The sequence below is a fragment of the Streptomyces rubiginosohelvolus genome, from assembly GCF_014649875.1.
Taxonomy (GTDB): domain Bacteria; phylum Actinomycetota; class Actinomycetes; order Streptomycetales; family Streptomycetaceae; genus Streptomyces; species Streptomyces rubiginosohelvolus.
Genome location: NZ_BMTW01000003.1, coordinates 350,419 through 369,782, shown reverse-complemented (window position 1 = coordinate 369,782; position 19,364 = coordinate 350,419). Strand labels below are relative to the sequence as shown.

Genomic DNA, 19,364 nt, shown 5'->3' with positions numbered 1-19,364 from the left:
AGTAACCCCTGCTTCCCGGGCGTTCTCCCCGCTCCCGAGGTCGTCCCAGGGCTCCGCGAAAACCTCATGCGAAGCGCGCGGGGCGCACACGCCGCAGCCACGGGAACGCCATGTTCCGACTACGGAGAGTGGCGCGCGGGTGGCGGGGATCCGGTCTCGTGCGGACGATGTCCGCCCTCCGGTTACTCCCCGCTCCCTTCCGGGTCCGTGCGGTACCCTGACGCCATGCGTGCCGTACGCCTTCTGCTTAGCGAGCCGCGCTGAAGAGTCCCGACCGGTGAGAACGCCTGGTCGGAGTCAGCGCGGCGTCCCCTCCTGTGCGAGGGGATTTTTCGTTTCCCGGCAGATGACGATCGATGGAGCTTTGAGGATCATGAGCGAGACGAATTCCGCTGCCGAGACGGCCGCGCCGCACCGCTACACGGCGGCGATGGCCGCCGACATCGAGGCACGCTGGCAGGACTTCTGGGACGCCGAGGGAACGTACGAGGCGCCGAACCCCACCGGTGACCTGGCGGGCGACCCGGAGCTGGCCGCCAAGCCCAAGAAGTTCATCATGGACATGTTCCCGTACCCCTCGGGTGCGGGTCTGCACGTCGGACACCCCCTGGGCTACATCGCCACCGATGTCTACGCCCGCCACCAGCGGATGACCGGCCACAACGTGCTGCACACCCTGGGCTTCGACGCGTTCGGCCTGCCCGCCGAGCAGTACGCGGTGCAGACGGGCACCCACCCCCGGGTCTCCACCGAGGCCAACATGGAGAACATGAAGGTCCAGCTGCGCCGGCTGGGTCTGGGCCACGACAACCGCCGCTCCTTCGCGACGATCGACGCCGAGTACTACAAGTGGACGCAGTGGATCTTCCTGCAGATCTTCAACTCCTGGTACGACGCCGAGGCCGACAAGGCCCGCCCGATCGCCGAGCTGGTCGAGCAGTTCGAGAGCGGCGCGCGCGCGACCCCCGACGGCCGTGAGTGGAGCGCGCTGAGCGCCACCGAGCGCGCCGACCTGCTGAGCCAGTACCGACTGGCGTACGCCTCCGACGCCCCGGTGAACTGGTCGCCCGGCCTGGGTACCGTCCTGGCCAACGAGGAGGTCACCGCCGACGGCCGTTCCGAGCGCGGCAACTTCCCCGTCTTCAAGGCCAAGCTGCGCCAGTGGAACATGCGCATCACCGCCTACGCCGACCGGCTGCTGAACGACCTGGACGGGCTGGACTGGCCCGAGGCCATCAAGCTGCAGCAGCGCAACTGGATCGGCCGCTCCGAGGGCGTCCGGGTCGAGTTCCCGGTGGACACGGCGGGCGGCATCACCGTCTTCACCACCCGCCAGGACACCCTGTTCGGCGCGACGTACATGGTGCTGGCGCCCGAGCACGACATGGTCGAGCGGATCATTCCGGCCGCCTGGCCCGAGGGCACCCACCCGGTGTGGACCGGCGGCCACGCGAGCCCGGCCGAGGCCGTCACCGCGTACCGCAAGCAGGCCGCCGCCAAGTCCGACGTCGAGCGGCAGGCCGAGGCCAAGGACAAGACCGGTGTCTTCACCGGCGCGTACGCCACCAACCCCGTCAGCGGCGAGAAGGTCCCCGTCTTCATCGCCGACTACGTCCTGATGGGCTACGGCACCGGCGCGATCATGGCCGTACCGGCGCACGACGCGCGCGACTTCGCCTTCGCGCGCGCCTTCGAGCTGCCGATGCGCTGTGTCGTCCAGCCCTCCGACGACCGGGGCACCGACCCCGCCACGTGGGACGACGCCTTCAGCTCGTACGACGCGAAGCTGGTCAACTCCGCCAACGACGAGATCTCGCTGGACGGCCTGGGCGTCGTCGAGGCCAAGGCGACGATCACCGAGTGGCTGCGGGAGCACGGCGTCGGCGAGGGCACCGTCAACTTCCGGCTGCGCGACTGGCTGTTCAGCCGGCAGCGCTACTGGGGCGAGCCCTTCCCGATCGTGTACGACGAGGACGGCATCGCCCACGCGCTGCCCGAGTCGATGCTGCCGCTGGAGCTGCCCGAGGTCGAGGACTACTCCCCGCGCACCTTCGACCCGGAGGACGCGTCCGCCCAGCCCGAGACCCCGCTGTCGCGCAACGCGGACTGGGTCAACGTGACGCTGGACCTGGGTGACGGCTCCGGTCCGCGCGCGTACCGCCGCGAGACCAACACCATGCCCAACTGGGCCGGTTCCTGCTGGTACGAGCTGCGCTACCTGGACCCGAACAACGACCGTCAGCTGGTCGACCCGTCCATCGAGCAGTACTGGATGGGCCCGCGCGAGGGGCAGCCCACCGGCGGCGTCGACCTGTACGTCGGCGGGGCCGAGCACGCCGTGCTGCACCTGCTGTACGCGCGCTTCTGGTCCAAGGTGCTGCACGACCTGGGCCACATCTCCTCCGCCGAGCCGTTCCACAAGCTGTACAACCAGGGCATGATCCAGGCCTTCGTCTACCGCGACAGCCGGGGCATCGCCGTCCCCGCCGCCGAGGTGGAGGAGCGCGACGGCGCGTTCTACTACGCGGGCGAAAAGGTCAGCCGCGTCCTGGGCAAGATGGGCAAGTCCCTGAAGAACGCGGTCACGCCGGACGAGATCTGCGCGGAGTACGGCGCGGACACCCTGCGCCTGTACGAGATGGCGATGGGCCCCCTGGACGTGTCGCGTCCCTGGGACACGCGTGCCGTGGTCGGTCAGTACCGGCTGCTGCAGCGTCTGTGGCGCAACGTCGTCGACGAGGAGACCGGTGAGGTCACCGTCGTCGACACGGAGCCCGGCGAGGACACCCTGCGCGCGCTGCACAAGGCGATCGACGGCGTCGGCCAGGACATGGCGGGGATGCGGTTCAACACCGCCATCGCCAAGGTCACCGAGCTGAACAACCACCTGACGAAGGCCGGAGGCCCGCTGTCGCGCTCGGTCGCCGAGCGGCTGGTCCTGCTGATCGCCCCGCTGGCCCCGCACATCGCGGAGGAGCTGTGGCGCCGGCTGGGCCACACCGACTCCGTCGTCCACCAGGACTTCCCGGTGGCCGACCCGGCGTACGTGGTCGACGAGACCGTCACCTGCGTCGTCCAGATCAAGGGCAAGGTCCGGGCGCGCCTGGAGATCTCGCCCTCCATCACGGACGAGGAGCTGGAGGCGCTCGCCCTGGCCGACGATGCGGTCGTCGCGGCGCTGGGCGGGGCGGGCATCCGCAAGGTGATCGTGCGGGCGCCGAAGCTGGTGAACATCGTCCCCGCGTGACCCTTTTCGTACGTTGTTAGGGCCATCCCCTACGGGCAGGTTGGGGGTTCCGAAGGAACCCTCGGCCTGCCCGTTCCGTTTACGGTGGAAGGGGCGACCGGTACCGGCGGCCGCATCGAGACACCGAGGGGCATTCATGGAAGCCGCGCTCACGATCCTGGCGTTGCTCCTGGTCGCGTTCGTCGCGCTGGGTGTCTACGCGACCGTGAAGGCCGTCGGCGCGGCCAAGCGGGGCGTGGACCGCACGATCACGCAGGCCCGTCGCACGGTGGAGGACACCACGCTCCGGGCCAAGAGCTTCGGACAGGTGGGGGTCGCGGGCGAGCTCGCACAGCTCCGGCTCTCCCTGCGCACCTCGATGCGGGCCACGCAGGACGCCCTGCACGCCGGTGTCGCCGAGGACGCCTCGCTGGCGGAGTCGGTGGACCTGTTCCGGCGGCTGAGCGCCCACGGTCTGGAGCTGGACGACGAGCTGAAGAGGCTGGAGCGCGAGCCCGACCGGGCGACGGTCGCGGGCCTGCTGCCCAAGCTGCGGGAGCGTACGCAGCGGATCACGCACTCGGCGGAGTCGCTGCGCTGGGCGGCGCGGGACCGGGCGCGCCAGTTCGCCGACGACGACCTGGACGCGCTGAACGCGCAGATCGACATCGAGGCCGGTGCGCTGCGGCACTGGGCCGTGGACGAACCGTCGTCGCGGACGTCCGGCACGGGCGCCTCCGCCACGGCGCCGGGTCAGGACCCGGGGACGGACTGGCCGGAGCCGGCCGCCTCGGCAGACCCTTCGGCCGGCAGCAGCACGGCCGACGAGGCGTGGTCCGGACCGGCCCGCGAGGAGAGCCCGCAGGCGATCACCGCCCCGGACCCGCGACTGCGCACGACCTACCCCTGGCAGAAGTCCACCCGGCCGGAAACGACGAACTGACGCACGCGGGTCGGTTCAGCCCCGAACGGATGCGTTCCGAAGCGGCCAGGAATGATCAGAGGGCCGGGGCCGGGCTGCCGCACTCCCACCCCGCCAGGTAACCTCCGGCTCATGTCCCGCCATGTCGCTATCGTCACCGATTCCACGGCCTACCTGCCGCGCCCGACGATGGAACGGCACGGCATCACCGCGGTGCCGCTGACCGTCGTCCTGGGCGACCGGGCGCTGGAGGAGGGCACGGAGATCTCCGCCCGCTCGCTCGCCCAGGCCCTGCAGAAACGCCACTCCGTGACCACGTCCCGCCCCAGCCCCGAGGTCTTCGCCGCGGCCTACCGGGCGGCGGCCGAGGGCGGGGCGGACGCGGTGGTGTCGCTGCACCTGTCGTCGGAGTTCTCGGGCACCTACGACGCCGCGCAGCTCGCGGCGAAGGACGCCCCCGTTCCGGTGCGCGTGGTGGACACCGGCATGGTCGCCATGGCCCTGGGGTTCTGCGCCCTCGCGGCGGCGGAGGCCGCCGAGGCGGGCGGCGGCCTGGACGAGGCGGTGTCGGCGGCGGAGAAGCGGGCCGCGGGCACCTCGGCGTATTTCTATGTCGACACGCTCGACTATCTGCGCCGGGGCGGCCGCATCGGCACGGCCCAGGCCCTGCTGGGATCCGCGCTCGCAGTCAAGCCGATCCTGGAGCTCGACGGGGGCCGGATCGAGATGCTGGAAAAGGTGCGGACGGCGTCCAAGGCGATCGCCCGCCTGGAGGAGATCGTCGCCGAGCGGGCGGGTACGGCCCCGGTGGACATCGCCGTCCACCACCTCGCCGCCCAGGAGCGCGCGGACCGCCTGGCGGAGCGGCTGCGTGAACGGGTTCCCGGCCTTGTCGACCTCCACGTCAGCGAGGTCGGCGCGGTGATCGGGGCGCACACGGGGCCGGGGCTGCTCGGTGCGGTGATCTCCTCGCGATGAACCGCCTGCGCTGATCTCGCCGGGGAGATTCACTCCGTGGAGTGGCCGAGTTTTCCACAACTTCCGCTCTGTCCACAGGAATCGGTGCTGCTCAGCGGGATTCGGCGGTTGTGCCTAACGTCGTGAGGCATGGCCCTTCGAACTTCTCGGGCGTCGGCTCCCGACGCGCCGTTCATCTCTGCGTCCTCGTCCGACTCCTCTGATTCCTCGTCCACGCCCGCGCGGGGGCGGCACGGATCCGGTACCCGCCCGAGCGGCCGGGCGGGTGTGCGCCCCGGGGCCCGTCCCGGTCCGCGCCACGGCGGGCGGCGGTCCGTGCGCGGGCGGTCCGCCCTCGCGTCGGCGGCCGCGCGTCGCCGGGCGGATGCGCTGATGACGGGCGCCTCCGGGCTCGCGAGCGATGCCGCGCCCGTAGCGGTCCATGAGCCGGCGGAGACGCCCGTGCCCGCACCGACACCACCCGAGCCGGAGACGGTGGGGGAGGTGCCCGTCGATACGTCGAGGGCGCGTCGTCCCGTGTCGGCCGTCCGGGAGCGGCTGCCGTTGTGGGTGCGGCTGCGGTGCGGGATGGCGCCGCGTACGCCCGTGGTCCTCGGTCTGGTGCTGCTCGCCGCCGTGGCCGTCGCCACCGTGCACTTCTGGTCCGTACGCCCCGAGGCCGTGCGTGCGCCGGAACCGGTCTCGGACGAAGCGGCGGCGCCCGCGCTGCCACCGGATCCGTTACGGTCCGGCGCCCCCGGTCCGGTTTCCCGCCCGGCTTCCGGGGAGCCGCCGAGCGGGAGCGGCGGGATCGGGAGCGGGCAGATCGTCGTCGATGTGAGCGGCAAGGTGCACCGGCCGGGCGTCCGTCGGCTTCCGGCGGGGTCACGGGTGGAGGACGCGCTCGAGGCGGCGGGTGGTGTGCGCGCCGGCACGGACGTCACGGGACTCAACCGGGCGCGGGTCCTGGTGGACGGTGAACAGGTCGCCGTCGGCCTTCCGCCGGGCCTGCCGGTCACGGGGACGCCCGGGGGCGGCGGGGTCGGGTCCGAGGCGGCCGGTGGGCCGGGCGGGGCCGGGCCTTCGGTGCCGCTGAGCCTGAACACGGCGACCGCGGAACAGCTCGAAACCCTGCCGGGGGTCGGGCCCGTGCTGGCCCAGCACATGATCGACTACCGCACGGAGAACAACGGCTTCCGATCCGTCGACGAACTCCGGCGGGTCAACGGGATCGGCGACCGCCGCTTCGCCGACCTCCAGCCCCTCGTACGGCCATGAGCAGCCGTGAGGCCCGGCCCGACTGCCGGGACGACTCCAGGCCCGATTTCCAGGACGTGGACAGGGACGGCATCGGAAGCGCGGCCGCGGCGGGGGAGGGTTCACGGCGGGAGGGGCCCACGGATCTGCGGCTCGTTCCGCCCGCCCTGGCGGTCTGGGCGGCAGCGGCGGCGACGCTGGGCCTTTCGGGGCGGTGGGCGGTCGTTGTGGCCGTCGCCTGTTCGCTTCCGGCGCTGGTTCTGCTGGCGGCGGCCGGGCGTGCCACTCGGCGGGGGAGGGGGATCGGAGGGGCGTGGGCCGGGAGTACCGGCGGAGATTCCCGGGAGGGGAGGCCGTCCGGAGAGTCCGGGGCCGGAGGCACCGACACGGGGCTCCGGGCCGGGAGGGCCGACAGAGGGGCGCGGGCCGGGAGGGCCGTCGGGCGGGCCCGGGTGCTTGCCGCCGGGGGAGCCGTGTTGCTCTGCGCGGCGGCGGGGGCGGCCGTGGCCGGGCTTCACGGGGCCGATGTGCGGCGCGGGCCCGTGCCCGGGCTGGCCCGTGAGTATGCGCGGATCGACGCCGAGGTACGGGTGACCTCGGATCCCCGGACGACCCGACCGGCGGTACGCGGCAACCACAGTGCCCCGGTCCTTCTCCTGATCGACGCGGAGGTCATGGAGGTGCGGACGCCGGACGGGGCGACGACCCGGGTCCGGACACCGGTGCTGCTCATGGTCGCGGCGGGCGACCATCGGGCTGACTGGCAGCAGTTGCTTCCGTCCACGCGGCTCCGGCTCGCCGGCCGGCTCTCGCCTCCCGCACACGACGGCGAACGCCTCGCCGCGGTCCTGCGGGTGGACGATGCGAAGGAGCCCCGGATCACCGGGCCCCCGACGGGGATCCAGCGTGCGGCGGGAGACCTGCGCGCCGGGCTGCGGGAGGCGACGGACGGTCTGGACGCGGATGCGCGTGCGCTGTTGCCGGGGCTGGTGGTCGGCGACACCTCCAGAATCCCGCCCGAACTCCACGACGCCTTCAAAGCGACGGATCTGACTCACTTGTTGAGTGTTTCCGGGGCTAATCTGTCGATTCTGTTGTTCCTCCTGGTCGGGCCGCCGGGATCGGCGTCGAGCGCGGAACGGCGCGGCCTGGCACCCCTGTTGGGGCTCTCCCTGCGCAGGACCGCGGTGATCGGCGGTGTGCTCACCCTCGCGTTCATCGTCGTGTGCCGTCCGGAACCGAGCGTGCTCCGTGCGGCGGCCTGTGGGCTGATCACCCTCCTCGCGATCGGGACGGGCCGTCGGAGGTCCCTGATCCCCGCCTTGGCGGCCGCTGTCATCCTCCTGGTGCTCTACGACCCCTGGCTCGCCCGGAGTTACGGCTTCCTGCTGTCGGTCCTGGCCACCGGTGCGCTGCTGACGCTCGCGCCGCGGTGGAGCGCCGCCCTGCGGGCGCGGCGGGTGCCGGGCAGGCTTGCCGAGATTCTCGCCGCGGCGGCGGCCGCGCAGGCCGTGTGCGCGCCCGTGGTGGTGGTGCTGGCCTCGCGGGTCAGCCTGGTGGCGGTCCCGTGCAATCTGCTGGCGGAGTTCGCGGTGGCGCCGGCGACGGTGCTCGGGTTCGCGGCTCTCGCCGTCGCCCCGGTCGCCCCGGCGGTGGCCGAGGTGCTGGCGTGGGTCGCGAGCTTGCCGGCCGGGTGGATTGCCACGGTCGCCCGGACGGGGGCGGCCCTTCCCGGGGCCGAGGCGCAGTGGCCCGGAGGGTGGTCCGGCGCCGCGCTGCTGGCCGGACTCACGGTCCTGGCCGTGCTCCTGGCCCCGAGGCTGGCCCGTCACCCCTGGATCTGCGGTGCTGCCGGGCTGCTTCTGGTGCTGGCGGTGCTGCGGCCGCTTCCGCTGACCCGGATCATGACCGGATGGCCGCCGCCAGGCTGGTCGTTCGCCCTCTGCGACGTGGGGCAGGGCGATGCGATGGTCCTCGCGGCGGGGGAGGGCACGGGGGTAGTCGTCGACGCCGGACCCGACCCCGGGGCGGTCGACCGGTGTCTGCGCGATCTGGCGGTGACCCGGGTCCCGCTCGTGGTCCTCACCCACTTCCACGCCGACCATGTGCGCGGGCTGCCGGGAGTGCTCCGGGGCCGGGCGGTGGGCGCGATCCAGACGACGAGCCTCGAAGAGCCGCCCGAGCAGGCCGCGTTCGTCCGGAGGACGGCGGCCGCCGCACGGGTCCCGACGGTGCGGGCCGAGGCCGGTGAGCGCCGCCGGTCGGGACCGGTCGAGTGGCGGGTCCTCTGGCCCCGCCCCGGGCCCGGGGGAGCGGGGGAGGCGGCGGTTCGGGAGGCGAACGACTCCAGCGTCACCTTGTGGGTACGGGCGGCAGGAGGGCTGACGCTGCTGCTCCTCGGGGACCTCGAACCCCCGGCCCAGCGGGAGTTGCTGCGCGGGCCGGAGGCGCCGGGCCCGGTGGACGTCCTCAAGGTGGCCCACCACGGCTCGGCCTTCCAGGACCCCGGGCTGCTCCACAGCGTACGGCCGAGGCTGGCGCTGATCTCCTGCGGCGCGGACAACCCGTACGGCCACCCCTCGCCCCGTACGGTGGCCGCTCTCGGGGCGGCGGGGGCCAGGGTCCTGCGCACCGACACCGACGGCCCGATCGCGGTGGCGGGAGCGGGGAAGGAACTGCGGGCGGTGAGCCGGTCGTGACACCGCGAGATCCGGCCCCGCGTGGCCGTCCGGCTCAGGCCGCGCGCCGCTCGCCGCCCGCGTCCTGGTGGACCTGCTTGTCCCGCCCACGTGTCCCGCCCACCTGTCCCGCTCCCGCCCCCTGTTCCGCCCCTGTCCCGTCGCCGAGGCCGGAGCGCGCGGGTCAGGACAGCCAGGTGCCGGTGTGCATGAGGTCGCGGTCGGCGAGTTCGTTCTCCTCGCGCCAGGAACGCACGGTGAGGGGGGTGATGCGCAGAAACACCCAGCGGGGGCCGCGCGGGCTCCATCCCCGGAGTTTCGCGGCGAAGGCATCCCTCGTCACGGCGGGGAGGTCCGTCGCCTCCACGATCGTCGCCTCGCCCTCGATCAGCACCACGTCGCGGGTGTGGCCGACGGTGACCCGGATCAGCCCGTGGGGAGTCACGTTGACGGCCGTCGGGTTGGTCCGCCGGGTGGCCATCACCAGCGTGCCGGTCTCCTCCTCCCAGAGGAACGACAGCGGCACCAGGGTGGGAACGCCGTCCGGGGACGCCGTCGCCACCCATGCGTCCTCGTCCTGCCGCAGGTGGTCGAGGACGTCCTGCTTGCGCTGTTCCCGGCTGCGCGGGGACTCGTACTCGGTCATGATCGACACGCTAGAGGGCGGCCACCGCTCGCGCCTCGGGCCAGGGGCCTCGGGCAGGAGTCCTAGGACTCCTGGGATCCTGCGAATTCGGACCTTCGGTAACACCTCCGTACAACTCCTTCCGATGCTCTGCGTTTGCCTCGAACGCCGCACCAGTGATCGAATGCATGCTCGTCGGCGGGCCGCTGATCCGACGAAGACGTCCATCTGTCAGGGCCCCGAAGTGCGAAGCGCCCCTGGGGGTACGTAAAAGATGTTCGGCCGTTGGCTGGGAAACAGAGGCCAGGCGGGTGGGCGCGGTGGGGCCCTCGCCGGAGTCCAGGTACCGCGTACCGCGGGTGTGCTCAGCTGCCGGGTGCTGGACCCGGTCAACGAGCCGGTTCAGCAGGCCGAGTTCGTCATGACGGACAGCGTCGGCCGCAAAGTGACCGCCGGTGAGACGGACCCCTTCGGCAGTCTTCTCGCCACGGTTCCGGCCGGGGACTACCGACTGGCGGTCAAGGCCGAGGGGTTCACTCCGTTCCACGGGGCGGCGACGGTGACCGAGGGGGCGCACGCCACCCTGGGCGATGTGACCCTCCAGGTGGCGCAGCCCCCGCAGTTGCCCGACCCCGGCGACTGGGACATCGAGCCGAACCACTCGCAGATCGGCTTCACCGCCCGGCACATCGGGCTGGCCCGCATCCACGGCAGGTTCAACACCTTCGCCGGGGCGGTCCGGATCGCCGACCGTATGGAGGACTCCGCCATGCACGTGATCATCGACGCGGCGTCGATCGACACCAATGTGCAGATGCGCGACGACCACCTGCGCTCCGGTGACTTCCTCGACGTCGGCCGCTATCCGACGCTGGAGTTCTACAGCGAGCGCTTCGTCCACCGGGGTGGCCACCGGTGGGGTGTCACCGGTGCGCTGACCCTGCACGGCGTCAGCCGTACGGTGACGCTGGACACCCAGTACCTCGGTCTCGGCAACGGTCTGGAGGGCGAGACGCGCGCCGCCTGCCGGGCCACCACCGAACTGCACCGCGAGGACTTCACCCTCACCTGGCAGACGATGCTGGCGCGCGGGATCGCGGTGGTCGGGCCCAGCATCAGCATCGACCTGGACATCCAGATCGTGCCTCGGGGCTGAATCGGCTGCGGGAGGGCGCGGGCGGGGGCCGGGGCGTCGGAGCGGTTACGGCTTCTCCAGCCAGCCTTCGTACTCGGCGGCGAACTCGTCGAGCGCGGCCGGGTCCAGGCGCCCGGTCGCGTCCTCCACGACGACCAGCCACTGGGCGTCCTCGGCGTCGTCCTCGCCGGCCAGCGCGTCCCGTACGAGCTGGGGCTCCTCGGCGACCCCGAAGCGGTCCGCCAGTTCCTCGGCCACCTCCTCGGCGGCGTCGCGGTCGGGCAGCACCAGTACGTGTCTCACATCGCTCACCCGGACATTCTCCGGTACGGGGAGCCGTGGCCCGTGCCCTGGGCCGCCTGGGCCGTCCTTGGCTGTCAGCGGGGCGTGGGATGCTGGATCGCGATGGCCACCAGGAAGAATTCCACCGACGATCCGCTCGCTCCCGTCACCCTCGCCGTGGGCCAGGAGGACCTCCTCCTGGACCGTGCGGTGCAGCAGGTGGTGGCGGCCGCGCGTGCTGCCGACGCCGACACGGACGTACGTGATCTGGCGTCCGACCAGTTGCAGCCGGGCACGCTCGCCGAGCTCACCAGTCCTTCGCTCTTCGCCGAGCGCAAGGTCGTGATCGTGCGCAACGCGCAGGACCTCTCGGCCGACACGGTCAAGGACGTCAAGGGGTATCTCGGTGCGCCGGTCGAGGAGATCACGCTCGTCCTGCTGCACGCGGGCGGGGCGAAGGGCAAGGGGCTGCTGGACGCGGCGCGCAAGGCCGGGGCGCGGGAGGTCGCCTGCCCGAAGACCACCAAGCCGGCCGAGCGGCTCTCGTTCGTACGGTCGGAGTTCCGGACCCACGGGCGGTCCGCGACGCCGGAGGCGTGCCAGGCGCTGGTCGACTCCATCGGCAGCGATCTGCGGGAGCTGGCCAGTGCGGTGTCCCAGCTGATCGCGGACGTCGAGGGCACGATCGACGAGGCGGTCGTCGGGCGCTATTACACCGGGCGGGCCGAGGCGTCGTCGTTCACCGTCGCCGACCGGGCGGTCGAGGGGCGGGCGGCGGAGGCGCTGGAGGCGCTGCGGTGGTCGTTGTCGACCGGGGTTCCGCCCGTCCTGATCACCAGTGCGCTGGCGCAGGGGGTGCGGGCGATCGGGAAGCTGTCCTCCGCGAGGGGCGGGCGGCCGGCTGATCTTGCCCGGGAGCTGGGGATGCCGCCGTGGAAGATCGACCGGGTGCGGCAGCAGATGCGGGGGTGGACGCCGGACGGGGTGGCGGTGGCCCTGCGGGCCGTGGCCGCGGCGGATGCGGGGGTGAAGGGCGGGGGGGACGATCCCGAGTACGCCCTGGAGAAGGCCGTCGTCGTGGTCGCCCGGGCCGCGAGGTCGGGGCGGTAGCCGTTCCTGCCGGGTTCGCCGCGGGGTGCGGGGCCCTGTCGTGACCGGTTCCGTCCTCAAGCGCCGGACGGGCTGGGATTGCCTCGGCGTCGTGCCCGGGGGTGCGGGCGCCCGTGTGATCGCCGGTTCCGTCCTCAAACGCCGGACGGCCTGGAGATGCCCCGGGCGGGCACCGGGTCCGTCCTCAAGCGCCGGAGGGGCTGAAGGCGAACGCACGGAAGCCCCGGGTCTCGATCTGGGGAGATCGGCGGCCGGGGCTTCCGGGTCATGCTGTGGTGCGCCGCACCCGCGTGGCGAACGCAGGTTCGGTGTGCGGCGCGGGGTGCCGGTCAGGGGCGGGAGAGAGGGCCCGCTGGTCCGTCCCGGCGAATCACATCAGTGAGCTTCGGGAAGAAGCTCAGGCCGACAGGGCGGCAACCTTGGACGCCAGCGCCGACTTCTTGTTGGCGGCGGCGTTCTTGTGGATGACACCCTTCGAGACAGCCTTGTCGAGCTGACGGGAGGCGTCGCGAGCGGCCGTGGTGGCCTTCTCGACGTCACCGGCAACGGCGGCCTCGCGGGCCTTGCGGATCGCGGTCTTGAGCGACGACTTGACGGCCTTGTTGCGCAGGCGCGCCTTCTCGTTGGTCTTGTTCCGCTTGATCTGGGACTTGATGTTCGCCACGAAAGAGCCTTTTCAGGTTCGTTGGATCTTCTAGGTGAGCCCCGCCGCTCGTGAGAGCCACGAGGCACAGCTGTCCACGGTAGCAGTCACCCTCCGACCGGCCCAAACCGGTCGCTGCCCCGCAGGCGTGGGACGATGGAGCCTACGTATCGATCCGACCGACGATCCGACCGACCCGACATCGACCCGAGACACGGCGTTCGGCGTCTCAAGAATCAGGACCCTGCGTGCCCGCGACTCCTTCCAACGTGCCCGAGCCGAGCCGTACCGACCCGGCGCTGATCCGCAATTTCTGCATCATCGCGCACATCGACCACGGCAAGTCGACCCTTGCCGACCGGATGCTCCAGCTGACCGGTGTCGTCGACCAGCGGCAGATGCGTGCTCAGTACCTCGACCGGATGGACATCGAGCGCGAGCGCGGCATCACCATCAAGTCCCAGGCGGTCCGGCTGCCCTGGGCACCCACCGAGGGTGAGGACAAGGGGCTGACCCATGTCCTCAACATGATCGACACCCCGGGCCACGTGGACTTCACCTACGAGGTCTCCCGTTCGCTCGCCGCCTGTGAGGGCACGGTCCTGCTGGTCGACGCCGCGCAGGGCATCGAGGCCCAGACGCTGGCCAACCTCTACCTCGCGATGGAGAACGACCTCACCATCGTCCCGGTGCTCAACAAGATCGACCTCCCGGCCGCCCAGCCGGAGAAGTTCTCCGAGGAGCTGGCCAACCTCATCGGCTGCCAGCCCGAGGACGTGCTCAAGGTCTCCGCCAAGACCGGCGTCGGCGTGGACGCGCTGCTCGACCGGGTCGTGCGCGACGTTCCGGCCCCGGTCGGTGTCGCGGACGCCCCCGCCCGCGCGATGATCTTCGACTCGGTCTACGACTCGTACCGCGGTGTCGTCACCTACGTCCGTGTCGTCGACGGTCAGCTCAACAAGCGCGAGCGCATCCGGATGATGTCGACCGGCGCCACCCACGAGCTGCTGGAGATCGGGGTGTCCTCCCCGGAGATGACCCCGGCCGACGGTATCGGCGTGGGCGAGGTCGGCTACATCATCACCGGGGTGAAGGACGTCCGGCAGTCCAAGGTCGGTGACACGATCACCTCCCTGAGCAACGGGGCGACCGAGGCGCTGGGCGGGTACAAGGACCCCAAGCCCATGGTGTTCTCGGGGCTGTATCCGCTGGACGGCTCCGACTACCCGGACCTGCGCGAGGCGCTGGACAAGCTCCAGCTCAACGACGCCGCCCTGGTCTACGAGCCGGAGACCTCCGCCGCGCTCGGCTTCGGTTTCCGTGTCGGCTTCCTCGGCCTGCTCCACCTGGACGTGGTCCGCGAGCGGCTGGAGCGCGAGTTCGGGCTCGACCTGATCGCCACCGCCCCCAACGTGGTCTACCGCGTCGAGATGGAGGACGGCACCGAGCACGTCGTCACCAACCCGAGCGAGTTCCCCGAGGGCAAGATCGACAAGGTGCACGAGCCGGTCGTCCGCGCCACGGTGCTGGCCCCGAGCGAGTTCATCGGCGCGATCATGGAGCTGTGCCAGGGCCGGCGCGGCACCCTGCTCGGCATGGACTACCTCTCCGAGGACCGGGTCGAGATCCGCTACACCCTGCCGCTCGCGGAGATCGTCTTCGACTTCTTCGACCAGCTGAAGTCCAAGACCCGGGGTTACGCCTCCCTCGACTACGAGCCCACCGGCGAGCAGACGGCCAACCTCGTCAAGGTCGACATCCTGCTGCACGGCGACAAGGTGGACGCGTTCTCCGCGGTCACGCACAAGGACAAGGCGTACGCGTACGGCGTACGGCTCGTCGCCAAGCTGCAGAAGCTCATCCCCCGGCAGAACTTCGAGGTGCCGATCCAGGCGGCCATCGGCGCCCGGGTCATCGCCCGTGAGACCGTCCGCGCCATCCGCAAGGACGTGCTCGCCAAGTGCTACGGCGGTGACATCTCCCGTAAGCGGAAGCTGCTGGAGAAGCAGAAGGAAGGCAAGAAGCGGATGAAGATGGTCGGCAACGTGGAGGTTCCGCAGGACGCCTTCATCTCCGTCCTGTCGACCGACGAGTCCGCGGGGGAGAGCAAGGGCAAGAAGTAGCCCGCCCGCTCCTCCCTCCACCGTCCCGGCCCCGGCCGTCAACGGCACCAAGGGCCCTCACGCCGCAGTAACGTGCGGCGTGAGGGCCCTTTCGTTATGAAAGCGGCGGCCCGTTGCCTCTTACGTGGCGCGCGCGTGCGCTCTACTCTGATCACGCATCGTTGGTTACTCGCCAGTTAAACAAGCCGAACAAGCAGGTTGCGCAGCAGGACAGCAGCAGTAGTCGCAGGATCAAAGAAGCCGGTCGTAGCAATGCCGCAGGCCCGGAGGACGTCGTGAGCGACACACAGACCTTGATCGATAACCGGCCGCCCTCCGTGGCGTCCCTCTTCATCGACCGCGTGGCGGCGACCCCGGACGGGGAGGCGTACCGCTATCCGGTGCCGTCGGCCTCGGGCCAGGGCCCGGACGACTGGAAGTCGCTGAGCTGGGGCCAGGCCTCGGAGCGGGTCTACGCGATCGCCGCCGGGCTGATCGCGCTCGGCGTGCAGCCGGAGGAGCGGGTCGCCCTCTCCTCGGCCACCCGGGTGGAGTGGATCCTCATCGACCTCGGGGTGATGTGCGCGGGCGCCGCGACCACGACGATCTACCCCTCCACGAACGCCGAGGAGTCCGCGTTCATCCTGGCCGACTCCGAGAGCCGCATCCTCATCGCGGAGGACGCCGAGCAACTGGCCAAGGCCCGCGAGCGCCGCACCGATCTGCCCGACCTGGCCCATGTCGTCGTCATCGACCCGGCCGGCGCCGAGCCCGCCGAGGGCGACCCCGAGGGCTGGATCATCACCCTCGCGGAGCTGGAGGCCCGGGGCAACGAGCTGCTCGCCAAGACCCCGGACGCGGTCACCGAGCGGGTCGCCGCGATCACCGCCGACCAGCTCGCCACCCTCATCTACACCTCCGGCACCACCGGCCGGCCCAAGGGCGTACGGCTGCCGCACGACAACTGGTCGTACATGGCCAAGGCCACCGTCTCGACCGGCCTCATCAACGCCGACGACGTGCAGTACCTCTGGCTGCCGCTCGCCCACGTCTTCGGCAAGGTCCTGACCTCGGGCCAGATCGAGGTCGGCCACGTCACCGCCATCGACGGCCGCATCGACAAGATCATCGAGAACCTGCCGGTCGTCCAGCCGACCTACATGGCGGCCGTCCCCCGCATCTTCGAGAAGGTCTACAACGGGGTCGCCTCCAAGGCCCGTGCGGGCGGCGGCGCGAAGTACAAGATCTTCCAGTGGGCCGCCGGGGTGGGCCGCGAGTACGCCAAGGTCTCCCAGGACAACTTCCGGCGCACCGGCAAGGCGTCCGTCCCCTTCGCGCTCGGCGCCAAGCACAAGGTCGCCGACACGCTCGTCTTCTCCAAGATCCGCGAGGCCTTCGGCGGCCGGCTGCGCGCCTGTGTCTCCGGCTCCGCCGCCCTCGCCCCGGACATCGGCTACTTCTTCGCGGGCGCCGGGGTGCACATCCTGGAGGGCTACGGCCTCACCGAGAGCAGCGCCGCCTCCTTCGTCAACCCGGGCGAGGCCTACCGCACCGGCACCGTCGGCAAGCCGCTCCCCGGCACCGAGGTGCGCATCGCGGACGACGGCGAGATCCTGCTGCGCGGCCCCGGCATCATGCAGGGCTACCACAAGCTGCCCGACAAGACCGAGGAGGTCCTGGAGTCGGACGGCTGGTTCCACACCGGGGACATCGGCGAGCTGTCGGCCGACGGCTACCTGCGTATCACCGACCGCAAGAAGGACCTGATCAAGACGTCGGGCGGCAAGTACGTCGCACCGGCGGAGGTCGAGGGCCAGTTCAAGGCGGTCTGCCCGTTCGTCTCCAACATCCTGGTGCACGGCGCGGACCGTAACTTCTGCACCGCGCTCATCGCCCTCGACGAGCCCACCATCCTCGGCTGGGCCGCCGAGAACGGCCTGGCGGGCAAGTCGTACGCGGAGGTCGTCGCCGCCCCGCAGACCGTCGAGCTGATCGACGGGTACGTCCAGCGTCTCAACGAGGGCCTGCAGCGCTGGCAGACCATCAAGAAGTTCCGGCTCCTGCCGCGCGACCTGGACGTCGAGCACGGCGAGCTGACCCCCAGCCTCAAGCTGAAGCGGCCGGTCGTCGAGCGCGAGTACCAGGGGCTCATCGACGAGATGTACGCGGGCTCGCGAGAGGCCTGAGGTACGCAGGCTCGCGCGAGGCCCAGCGGCTGCGCGCGTGAACCCGTCCGGGGGCTCGGCCCCGGACGGGCACGGCGGGGAGTGCGGACCCTCACGGGCCCGGGCTCCCCGCCCGTTTGTTTTCCAGCGCCGGGGGCCGATGCCGTGCCTGTTTCTCTACGCGGAGGCCGCATGCCGTGCCGCCGCCCCCCGGCCGGTTCAGTCGCGGCGAGGGCGGGCCCGCAGGACCCCGGCGAGCAGCACCACCAGCACTCCGGCGGCGGGGATCACCAGCAGGCCGGTGCGCAGGCCGGCCGCGTCGGCGACCTGGCCGACGATCGGCGGCGACAGCAGGAAGCCCAGGCGCATGAGCCAGGAGACGATCGTCAGACCGGAGCCGGGTTTGAGACCGGGCAGCGCGTCGGCCTCGTGCATCGCGGCGGGCACCAGGGTCGCCACCCCGAATCCGGCCAGGGCGAAACCCAGGACGGTGCCGGGCAGCGTCGGCACCGCCAGGGCGAGACCCATGCCGACCGCCGTGATCAGCCCTCCTGACCGGGCCACGGCACGCTGGCCGAAGCGGTCGACGAGGCGGTCCCCGATGATGCGCCCGATGAACTGGGCGCCCACCAGAGCGATGAAGCCCGAGGCGGCGAGAGCCGCGGAGGCGTGCAGGGCGTCGCTCAGATAGAGGGCGGCCCAGGAGTTCCCCGCGTCCTCCACGAGCGTTCCGGCGGTGGCGATCAGGACGAGGGCCGCCAGCACCAGCCCGACGCGCGAGGTGCCGCGCGCCCCTTCCGTGCCGCGCTGCTCCGGGCCGGCCTCCTCCGGTGCGTTGTCCGGTCCGGGGAGGCAGAAGCGCAGGGCGGCTCCGGCGGCGGCCACGAGGACGACGGCCGCGACCGCCAGGTGCACGCCCAGCGACAGACCCAGCGACATCGCCCCCGCCGCCATCAGCCCACCGGTGACCGCGCCGATGGACCAGATGGCGTGGAAGGAGTTGAGGATGGACCGCCCGTAGAGGCGCTGCACCCGCAGACCGTGCGCGTTCTGCGCGACGTCCGTGAGCGCGTCCATGGCCCCGGCCAGGAACAGGGCGGTCGCGAACAGGGCGACCGACGGCGCCAGACCGGCGGCCAGGATTCCGGCACCCGTCAACAGGGTCCCGAGCACCGCGACCCGCGCCGAGCCCATGCGGCGGACGAGCACCCCTGCCGCGAGGCCGGCCGTGATGGCCCCCGCCGGGAACGCGGCGACCGCGAGACCGTAGGCGCCGTTGCCGATCGCCAGATCTTCCTTGATCTGCGGATACCTCGGCAGCAGGTTGGCGAAAAGAGCCCCGTTCGTGAAGAACAGGACGGCTACGGCGGCCCGCGCGTGGCGCGCGGCGGGGAGAGGCCGTGTCTCGATGTCGACGGTCATGCGGATGACCCTAGCTCCAGAGCGTACGAACGTACACTCTTCGGGGTGATGAATTCCGACCGAGTGGTAGGTATCCCCTTCTCGGGGGATGGTCAGGGGGCCGGTGCCCGCCGTATGCGCGTCCGGTTAGGCTGGCCTTGCCTGGTGTGGTACCCGGCGGACGGAACAGGGCAGAGGCGGGGCGCAGGTGAGAGACGGTGACCGGGCTCGTGCCCGCCGTGCGCCCGGGGTGAGGCGTCGTGGATGAGATCGCGCTCGCGGCCGGAGCCCTGTACGTCATCGTCCTGCTGCGCGCCGGAGGGACGTTCGCCGTCGGGTGGCTCGCCGGAGCCGGTGCCCGGCGCAGCAGGTTCGCCGAGCGGGCCTCCTCGGCGAAGTTCCGGCGTGCCGAGCAAGCGATCCAGCGGTGGGGCGCGCCGGTGGTGGCCGTCTCCTTCCTGACGGTCGGGTTCCAGACCGCCGCCAACTTCCTCGCGGGCAGCATGCGCATGCCCCTGTCGCGCTACCTCCCGGCCCTGTTCGTGGGCGGAGCCGCCTGGGCGCTGATCTACGCGACGGCGGGACTCGGCATCCTCAAGGGGCTGGGGCGGCTCTTCGCCGAGCAGACGGCCCTCGGCGTGGCCGGCGTGGTCGTCCTCCTGCTCGCGGTGGGCGGGGTGGTGGCGTACCGCAGGCGACGCGCGGTGAGGATGGACGAGACCCCGGACGCCGTGGTGATCGACGAGGCGGCCGTCCCGTCCGCCGGTGACGCCGCTTCCGACAAGTCGTAACCCGTCCCGCGCGTTCGAATCTGCTCGATTTTCTGCTCACTTCCGTAACTCGGTGCTTATGGATGCGGCC

Annotated in this window: 14 protein-coding genes; 10 read left to right on the top strand and 4 right to left on the bottom strand. The window is 71.6% G+C overall.

Translation table 11 applies throughout. The annotated features are described in order from the left end of the window. Positions 1-373 precede the first annotated feature (373 nt). From leuS to IE134_RS11500, 5 genes are all read left to right on the top strand, one after another. On the top strand, positions 374-3,247 hold the full coding sequence (leuS, locus tag IE134_RS11520) for a leucine--tRNA ligase (protein WP_189430374.1): 2,874 nt from the start codon (positions 374-376) through the stop codon (positions 3,245-3,247). 136 nt (positions 3,248-3,383) lie between these two features. Then, positions 3,384-4,169: a hypothetical protein gene (locus IE134_RS11515; protein WP_030708295.1), complete on the top strand. Its 786-nt coding sequence runs from the start codon at positions 3,384-3,386 to the stop codon at positions 4,167-4,169. Between the two features lie 111 nt (positions 4,170-4,280). Further along, complete coding sequence (locus IE134_RS11510) at positions 4,281-5,126, top strand: DegV family protein (protein ID WP_030708290.1); 846 nt, start codon at positions 4,281-4,283, stop codon at positions 5,124-5,126. 372 nt (positions 5,127-5,498) lie between these two features. Beyond that, positions 5,499-6,383 carry a ComEA family DNA-binding protein gene (locus IE134_RS34075; RefSeq protein WP_308431993.1) on the top strand — a complete coding sequence of 295 codons (885 nt, stop codon included), beginning with the start codon at positions 5,499-5,501 and terminating at the stop codon, positions 6,381-6,383. Next, entirely contained in the window at positions 6,380-9,061 is a 2,682-nt protein-coding gene (locus tag IE134_RS11500) for a ComEC/Rec2 family competence protein (protein ID WP_229823494.1), read from the top strand. Before IE134_RS34075 ends, IE134_RS11500 begins: the two co-directional genes overlap by 4 nt. A 163-nt stretch (positions 9,062-9,224) precedes the next feature. Here IE134_RS11500 and IE134_RS11495 read toward each other — a convergent pair whose 3' ends face one another. Continuing rightward, positions 9,225-9,686 carry a pyridoxamine 5'-phosphate oxidase family protein gene (locus IE134_RS11495; protein WP_189430372.1) on the bottom strand — a complete coding sequence of 154 codons (462 nt, stop codon included), beginning with the start codon at positions 9,684-9,686 and terminating at the stop codon, positions 9,225-9,227. 253 nt (positions 9,687-9,939) lie between these two features. Between IE134_RS11495 and IE134_RS11490 the strand changes: the two genes are divergently transcribed. Continuing rightward, a complete protein-coding gene (locus IE134_RS11490) occupies positions 9,940-10,821 on the top strand; it encodes a YceI family protein (RefSeq protein WP_030708282.1) in 882 nt (293 codons plus the stop codon). A gap of 45 nt (positions 10,822-10,866) precedes the next feature. On the opposite strand, the gene IE134_RS11485 is transcribed toward IE134_RS11490, so the two are convergent. After that, positions 10,867-11,112 carry a hypothetical protein gene (locus IE134_RS11485; RefSeq protein WP_029182690.1) on the bottom strand — a complete coding sequence of 82 codons (246 nt, stop codon included), beginning with the start codon at positions 11,110-11,112 and terminating at the stop codon, positions 10,867-10,869. A gap of 93 nt (positions 11,113-11,205) precedes the next feature. Here IE134_RS11485 and holA point away from each other — a divergent pair, with 93 nt between their 5' ends. Further along, complete coding sequence (gene holA, locus IE134_RS11480) at positions 11,206-12,192, top strand: DNA polymerase III subunit delta (RefSeq protein WP_098018376.1); 987 nt, start codon at positions 11,206-11,208, stop codon at positions 12,190-12,192. 397 nt (positions 12,193-12,589) lie between these two features. Here the strand turns inward: holA and rpsT are convergent, their stop codons facing one another. Further along, complete coding sequence (gene rpsT, locus IE134_RS11475) at positions 12,590-12,856, bottom strand: 30S ribosomal protein S20 (RefSeq protein ID WP_010064145.1); 267 nt, start codon at positions 12,854-12,856, stop codon at positions 12,590-12,592. Between the two features lie 227 nt (positions 12,857-13,083). Here rpsT and lepA point away from each other — a divergent pair, with 227 nt between their 5' ends. Both lepA and IE134_RS11465 read left to right on the top strand, forming a co-directional pair. Then, positions 13,084-14,958 carry a translation elongation factor 4 gene (lepA, locus tag IE134_RS11470; RefSeq protein ID WP_030708278.1) on the top strand — a complete coding sequence of 625 codons (1,875 nt, stop codon included), beginning with the start codon at positions 13,084-13,086 and terminating at the stop codon, positions 14,956-14,958. Positions 14,959-15,233: 275 nt separating this feature from the next. Continuing rightward, positions 15,234-17,123, top strand: coding sequence for an AMP-dependent synthetase/ligase (locus IE134_RS11465; protein ID WP_097881747.1), 1,890 nt, complete (start codon positions 15,234-15,236; stop codon positions 17,121-17,123). Positions 17,124-17,321: 198 nt separating this feature from the next. Here IE134_RS11465 and IE134_RS11460 read toward each other — a convergent pair whose 3' ends face one another. After that, positions 17,322-18,524 (bottom strand): MFS transporter, encoded by a 1,203-nt coding sequence (locus IE134_RS11460; RefSeq protein ID WP_189430370.1) that lies wholly within the window; start codon positions 18,522-18,524, stop codon positions 17,322-17,324. Positions 18,525-18,763: 239 nt separating this feature from the next. Between IE134_RS11460 and IE134_RS11455 the strand changes: the two genes are divergently transcribed. Next, on the top strand, positions 18,764-19,294 hold the full coding sequence (locus tag IE134_RS11455; protein WP_030708273.1) for a DedA family protein: 531 nt from the start codon (positions 18,764-18,766) through the stop codon (positions 19,292-19,294). The last annotated feature ends 70 nt before the right edge of the window (positions 19,295-19,364 follow it).

Coding starts and splice junctions, on each gene's coding strand:
- IE134_RS11500 (WP_229823494.1), top strand. CDS start 6,380: ATGAGCAGCCGTGAGGCCCGGCCCGACTGCCGGGACGACTCCAGGCCC.
- IE134_RS11460 (WP_189430370.1), bottom strand. CDS start 18,524: ATGACCGTCGACATCGAGACACGGCCTCTCCCCGCCGCGCGCCACGCG.
- IE134_RS11490 (WP_030708282.1), top strand. CDS start 9,940: ATGTTCGGCCGTTGGCTGGGAAACAGAGGCCAGGCGGGTGGGCGCGGT.
- leuS (WP_189430374.1), top strand. CDS start 374: ATGAGCGAGACGAATTCCGCTGCCGAGACGGCCGCGCCGCACCGCTAC.
- IE134_RS11510 (WP_030708290.1), top strand. CDS start 4,281: ATGTCCCGCCATGTCGCTATCGTCACCGATTCCACGGCCTACCTGCCG.
- holA (WP_098018376.1), top strand. CDS start 11,206: ATGGCCACCAGGAAGAATTCCACCGACGATCCGCTCGCTCCCGTCACC.
- IE134_RS11495 (WP_189430372.1), bottom strand. CDS start 9,686: ATGACCGAGTACGAGTCCCCGCGCAGCCGGGAACAGCGCAAGCAGGAC.
- IE134_RS11515 (WP_030708295.1), top strand. CDS start 3,384: ATGGAAGCCGCGCTCACGATCCTGGCGTTGCTCCTGGTCGCGTTCGTC.
- IE134_RS34075 (WP_308431993.1), top strand. CDS start 5,499: ATGACGGGCGCCTCCGGGCTCGCGAGCGATGCCGCGCCCGTAGCGGTC.